A 6,831-nucleotide genomic window follows, 5' to 3' on the forward strand; every position below is an offset into this window, starting at 1 on the left:
CCGCAACCTACGGTTAGGGTTTGTTGGTTGCGGTTGAGCGAAGCCCAACAACAGCGGCAAAGCTTAGAAACTGAAATCCACCTTGGTCCACAACGTGCGCCCAGGCTCGTTGATCGCCTTATCGGCGGGGAAACCAAAGCCGGCGTCACCCGCCAAGTTCAGGTGTTCGGCATAGGCCTTGTTAAACAGGTTGTCGACGCCGGTGCTGAGCTTGAAATGCGGGTTCAAGCGGTACGCAGCATTCAACGAAAACACGCCAAAGCCGCTGCTCTGGCCCAGGTCCTGGCCCACCACATTGCCTTTGCCTTCGGCGATCCGCCCCTGGCTGGCGACCACGCGCCACAACGCTCCGGCACTAAACGCTTCACGCTGATAGGTCAGGCCCAGGCGCGTTTCCAGCGGTGGCATCTGCGGCAAGGCTTCACCGTCAGAACTGTTTTTGCCCCAGGCATAGGCCAGGGTGGCATCGGTCTTCCAGTTGCTGTTCAGTTGATAAGCCGCGCCCAACTCACCGCCCATAATCCGCGCGTCGATGTTTTGCACTTGGGTGCTGTCGCCCATCATGCCGGGGCTGTAGGTGAACAGCAGGTAATCGCGCACTTGGCCAACGTAACCCGAGGCCCAGGCCTGTAGTTTTTCGCCGCCGTATTGCACGCCAAAATCTAACTGCGTGGTCTTTTCCGGCTTGCTGCCAGCGAAGGCATTAACGCTGCCAGCTGGCCCGGTGGTGGCGGAAAACAGCTCCCAGTAATCGGGGAAGCGCTGGGCATGGCCAAGGCCGGCGTATACGGTGGTCGGCGAATCGGCCAGGTCATACTCGTAACGGGCGAAGCCACTGGGCAAGGTGTCGCCACGGGTTTTATTCGCCGTGGGGTTGGGCATATTCATCATGCCGGTGGTTTGCCGGTAATCAGTGGCCTCGGCCCGATCCACGCGCGCGCCGCCAATCAACCGTGTGCGCTCAGCAGCATTCCAGGTCATTTCAGCGAAGGCGCCGTAGTTATGGAACACCGCATCTTTGCTCCAAGGGAACTGGTCAGCGTCGGTATAGCGGCCACTCATCATGGAATAGCTGGAACTGCGTTCACGGTGCTCGCTGCGCAGGGCATCGACGCCGCTAACCAGCTCAACATCAGTCCACACCCAGGTTGCCGCCAGGCGCCCGCCCACGGTACGCCGGTCGACTTGCGCGGCCATGGGCATTGGCATGCTGCTGGTGGGGTCGGGCGTGCGCAGGCGGAAGTTGTCCATCACATGGTCGGCATAGTTGTAGTAAACCTGCGCTTCAACCTTGCTTAGCACCTCGCCAATATTGCTCTGCTCAAACCGCAGGCCGAGGCTCTCGCGCTGGAACTGCGAGCCGTCCATACCGCGCCCGGCATAGCGCGCTTCACCATCGCCCTTGCCAGCGGTGAGCTCAATCAGGGTGTCGGCATCGGGCTTCCAACCCAGCGCCACATCGGTGTTCCACTTGTTCCAGCGCGACGGCACGGTGTCGTTATTGCCATCACGGTAATCGTCGGCCTGGGCCTGGTTACCGACCACACGCAAATAGCCCAAATCGCTGCCCACGGCGCCATCCAGCACCTTGTCAAACCGCCCATTGGAGCCGGCGAGCACGCTGCCATCCAGGCGGCCACCAAGCTCGGAAAAGCTCTCCGGCTCACGCTCAAACAACACCGTACCAGCCGAGGCGCCCGGACCCCACAACACCGTTTGCGGGCCTTTGATCACGGTGAGTTTGTCGAAGGTCTCCGGCGAAATATAAGACGTCGGCGCATCCATACGCGCCGGGCAGGCGCCAAGCATCAGGCCGCCGTTGGTACGAATATTCAGCCGTGAACCAAACATGCCGCGCAGTACTGGGTCGCCGTTGCTGCCGCCGTTGCGCACCACGGAAAAGCCCGGAATGGTCTTCAGGTAATCAGCGCCATCGCTGGCCGGAACGGGTTGGCGGGCGTCCTTGGGATTAGTCACCACGGTTAGCGGCGAGCTTTGCTGCACGGCGGTGATGATGGTCGATTGCAGCTCGACGGCATGCTCGTGGTGAGCCGCGTGTTCATCGTTCAGCGGGTCGGTGGTTTCCTGGGGCGCAGCGAGGCCGGTCAGCGGCGCCAGAGCGGCGAGTAAACAAACCTTTTTCAAAGGCATGGTGAAATCCTTGCGTACAACGTGAGCGTCAGTTCCCCTCTACCAACTGGCGCATTGGGCGCAGCCGTTAGCCGTGGTCGGCCAGGGGAATTTAGTTAGAAGCGCGGCCAGTAAGTAGCCGCCAGACGATCAAGCGAGGGGCGAAGCGCGAGGATTGAGCGAGGGCCAGCTGTAGCGCGGCGGTGCTTGTGGCCAGGTATTGGCCAGGCGTGGCGTGATGGCTGGGGCCGGGCTGAAATTCAGCGACCAACCCGCGGTATTGATCGCCACCGCGCCGGCAAACGATGAACACAGCGGGCAACTGACCTGATCCAAATGCGGCGCCTGCTGGTCGGTGCCACTGGCATCAATGGCCGGACCACCCTCGCCGCTAATCGAGCAGAAGCCGCCACCCAAGCCGCTCAGGCTCAAGCCACTCATTTGCCCATGGTGAATACCGCAGGCAAACAGACTGAACAGCACGCTGGCATACAACAGCCAGGCGGTCAGTGAGCGGGTGCGTGGGGGGCGGGTCAGGTTCATGGGCGGCGACTCTAGCATTGCCTGTTGACGGGCGACAGCCGGACCAACGCGGTCGATTGCCACAGCGAGCAAACCTCTTTTTATTTAGCCCATTACCTACAACCTGGCGAGTCGATTGCCGGGCATCGCGCCGTCGCGCGCTAAATTTTCTGGGCTATGAGCCGTTCTTTCCACAAGCGATCACGCCTGCGCTCATTCCAGGAAATGCGATGACTGTCCCCTCTTCTGCGGCGCCCGGCGCCATTCGCGAGCTGTTCAGCTTGCTTAAACCGTACTGGCTGGTAGTCAGTACCTGCATTGCCCTGGGCATGCTCGGCGGCTTGAGCATCACTGCGCTGCTGGCCACGATCAACGGCTTGCTGCATGCCGCAGAAGGGCTGAGCCAACAGGTGATCATCACCTTTACCGGCCTGTGCCTACTGGCGCTGCTCTGCTCCTTGGCCTCGGACTTGGGCACCAACTACGTCGGCCAACACGTGATTGCCCAGCTACGCCGCGACCTCGGGGAAAAGGTGCTGTCCGCGCCCATCGAGCAAATTGAGCGTTATCGCAGCCATCGTCTGATACCGGTGCTGACCCAGGACGTCGACACCATCAGCGAGTTCGCCTTCTCTTTTGCGCCTTTAGCGATTTCCCTCACCGTGACTTTTGGCTGTCTGGGTTACCTGGCCTTTCTGTCCTGGCCGATGTTTCTTGTCACCGCGCTGGCCATCGTGCTCGGCACCGGCGTGCAATACCTGGCGCGGGTAAAAGGCATCAAGGGTTTTTATGCCGCGCGCGAAGCCGAAGACGAGCTGCAAAAGCACTACAACGGCATCGCCTCCGGCGCCAAGGAACTGCGCATTCATCGGCCGCGCCGCCACCATATGTTTACCGCGCGTATCCAGCGCACAGCGGACTACATTCGCGACACACACGTTCGCTCGATCACCGTATTTGTGCTGGCGAAAAGTCTCGGTTCCATGCTGTTTTTTGTCGTTATCGGCATGCTGCTGGCCCTGCAGCAATACTGGCTGCACAGCCCGGCAGCGGTGATTAGCGGCTTTGTTTTGGTGCTGCTGTATATGAAGGGCCCCCTGGAACACCTGGTGACCACCCTGCCCATTATCAGCCGCGCGCAGATTGCGTTTCGGCGCATTGCCGAGCTCTCCGCGCAGTTCTCCTCGCCCGAGCCGCACCTACTGTTGAGCGCAGGCGAAGCGCCGGTTACCCAGGTACACAGCCTGGAACTGCGCAATGTACGCTACGCCTTCCCGCCCGTTGAAGGCGCCACGCCGTTTGCGTTGGGCCCGCTAAACGTGAAAATCGGCCAGGGCGAAATCCTGTTTATCGTCGGCGAAAACGGCTGCGGTAAAACCACCTTGATCAAGCTACTGCTCGGCCTTTACGCGCCACAAAGCGGTGAGATTTTGCTTAATGGCGCGCCGGTTACTGCTGAAAACCGCGACGACTATCGCCAGCTATTCACCACCGTTTTCGCCGACTACTACCTGTTCGACGAACTGCTGCAAAACCCCGACGGCATTCCGGATGACGCCAACCGCTACCTGCAACGCCTGGAAATAGCCCACAAGGTGCAAGTGCGCGACGGCGCGTTTAGCACTACCGACCTCTCGACCGGCCAACGCAAACGCTTGGCCCTGGTCAGCGCCTGGCTGGACAAGCGCCCGGTGCTGGTATTTGACGAATGGGCCGCCGACCAAGACCCCACCTTCCGGCGCATTTTCTACACCGAGTTGCTGCCGGATTTGAAGCGCCTGGGCAAGACCATCATCGTTATCAGCCACGACGACCGTTACTTCGACAGCGCCGACCACCTGCTGCGTTTGCACAATGGTCAGCGGCTGGCCGAGCCGGTGGAAAAAGAAATTTCTGCATTTGTTGAATAATTTTTTCCGGTTTTTATCTTGCCGAACGTTACATAACTGCGAATAAATCTCAAAAGACAACTGCCAGCATTTAGAGACCAATAATGTCCAACATCCCACTCTCTCCTTTGGCCGCCGCGATGCGTAAAAAAACCCGCGCCTTGCTCTCTCCCACCCTGCTGGCCCTGGCCCTGAGCAGCCCGCTGTTAGCGATGGCTCAGCCGGTGGCCCTGGATATTCCAGCGCAAAGCCTGGTGGGCGCGCTAAATGCCCTGGCACAACAAGCCAACCTGCAACTGCTATACAGCCCGGACGCGATCAAAAACCTGCGCACCCCGGCGCTTAAAGGCAACCTGGAACCAGCGCAGGCACTCAACCTGCTGCTCCAAAACAGCGGCCTGACCTACGAACTCAACGGCAACAGCGTCACCCTGCGCCCCGCCACCAGCAGCGACGCCGCGCTGGAACTGGCACCAACCGACATCAACGCCCGCGGCGCCAGTGCCACCACCGAAGACTCAGGCAGCTACACCTCCAACGTCGCCACCATCGGCAAGGGCGAGCACAAGCTCAAAGATATCCCCCAGTCAGTGTCGATCGTCACGCGTAAGGCGATGGATGATCAGAACCTCAACACGCTCAATGAGGTGCTGGAAAAGACCACGGGGATCACCACGTACCAAAGTCCCTCCGGCGGTAAGTACATCTACTCGCGTGGTTTTGAAGTTGAGACCTTTCAGTACGATGGCGTCCCGCTGGACCGTCGTTATTACGGCGTAGGTAGTGGTTTTACGTCCGACACTCAGATTTATGACCGCGTTGAAGTGTTGCGCGGTGCAAATGGCCTACTCCAAGGCTCTGGCGCCGCAAGCGGCGCGGTGAACTTGGTGCGTAAACGGCCAAAGGTTGAGCCGTCGCTGTCCATTCAGGCCAGTGCCGGTAGCTGGGATAACTATCGTCAATCCATCGACGGCAGCACACCGTTGAATGCAGACGGAACCCTGCGCGCTCGAGTGGTCGCTGCTCATGAAGACCGCGACTACTTCTACGACACTGCTGAAAGCAAAAAGAATTTGCTCTACGCCATCGTCGAGTATGAGCTTGCACCGAGCACAGTGATTGCCGTCGGAGCTAGCGTAGAGGATCTGCACTCCACTCCATTTTTTGGCGGATTGCCCCGTGCCAAAAATGGCAGCGCACTGGATATCAGCCGCTCCACTTACACCGGTGCGGACTGGAACAAGTGGAACAACAAACAGACCACGTACTTCAGTGACCTGACGCATGACTTCAACGAAGACTGGACGCTCAAGGCTGCGGCCTCTTACGTTCGTGAAACCAATGACATGTATTACGCCTGGGGTCGCGGCTCCGTTGACCCAGCAACCGGCGATGGCATGACCTCTCGTGCTTACCTGTATGAATTTGAGAACACTAACAAAGGTGCCGATATCAACCTAACCGGCAAATTCAGAAATCTCGGTCGCGAGCATGAAGTGGTGGTGGGGGCAAACGCCAGTGACCTGCGTACTGACGACCTTCAAGGTGGATTCTTCCCAGCGTCGGCAAACGTAAATGTGCCGATGAATATTTATGACCCGGTGTCACCACCGCTCCCGACCAAGTCGCAAATGTTGAGCACCAGCTATGCTGCGTATACCAAGGCAAAAATTACCCAATCGGGTATCTATGGTGTCATGCGCTACAAACTGCTTGATCCATTGACCTTTGTGGTCGGGGCGCGGACCAGCAACTACACATATGACTATGAACTGCAGCGGGTTGTCTCCGGCGCAAAACTACCCCCGTCTTCGGCGAAAGAGTCTGGAGAAGTAAGCCCCTACGGCGGCTTTATTTACGAGTTGACACCCGAATGGTCCGCCTACATCAGCTATGCCGACATTTTTAAACCACAGACTGAACTCAGCGCGGAAAGCGCTCCACTTAAGCCTATTGAGGGCAGCAACTACGAAGTTGGTTTAAAAGGAGAGCTTTTCGAGGGCAGAGTAAATACAAGCTTCTCCATTTTCCAGGTCGACCAAAAAAACAAGGCAATGTACGGCTTCGGCACTGCGTGCGACGGCGAGGATGCCTGCTACTTCGCTGGCGGCAAAGCGCGGTCTCGTGGCTTTGACGCAGAGATTAGCGGCGAGATACTGACTGATCTGCAACTCTTTGCCGGCTACACATATACCCACACTGAAAATCTCAATGATCCAGGCGAAGACCCTACGCTGCCGACCCAAGCAGGCAAGGCCTACAACTCATACACGCCCAAGCACATGCTGCG

Annotated in this window: 4 protein-coding genes; 2 read left to right on the forward strand and 2 right to left on the reverse strand. The window is 58.6% G+C overall.

The window, feature by feature from the left end:
- Positions 1-63 precede the first annotated feature (63 nt).
- A complete protein-coding gene (locus AAAB16_RS22250) occupies positions 64-2,151 on the reverse strand; it encodes a TonB-dependent copper receptor (RefSeq protein ID WP_340665294.1) in 2,088 nt (695 codons plus the stop codon).
- Positions 2,152-2,280: 129 nt separating this feature from the next.
- A complete protein-coding gene (locus AAAB16_RS22255; protein ID WP_340665295.1) occupies positions 2,281-2,673 on the reverse strand; it encodes a DUF2946 domain-containing protein in 393 nt (130 codons plus the stop codon).
- A gap of 209 nt (positions 2,674-2,882) precedes the next feature.
- Between AAAB16_RS22255 and AAAB16_RS22260 the strand changes: the two genes are divergently transcribed.
- Together AAAB16_RS22260 and AAAB16_RS22265 are read left to right on the forward strand one after the other, a co-directional pair.
- Positions 2,883-4,562 carry a cyclic peptide export ABC transporter gene (locus AAAB16_RS22260; protein WP_340665296.1) on the forward strand — a complete coding sequence of 560 codons (1,680 nt, stop codon included), beginning with the start codon at positions 2,883-2,885 and terminating at the stop codon, positions 4,560-4,562.
- 83 nt (positions 4,563-4,645) lie between these two features.
- A partial coding sequence (locus AAAB16_RS22265) for a TonB-dependent siderophore receptor (protein ID WP_340665297.1) occupies positions 4,646-6,831 on the forward strand: 2,186 nt, incomplete at its 3' end.

The sequence above is a fragment of the Pseudomonas sp. genome, from assembly GCF_037994325.1.
Classification (GTDB): domain Bacteria; phylum Pseudomonadota; class Gammaproteobacteria; order Pseudomonadales; family Pseudomonadaceae; genus Aquipseudomonas.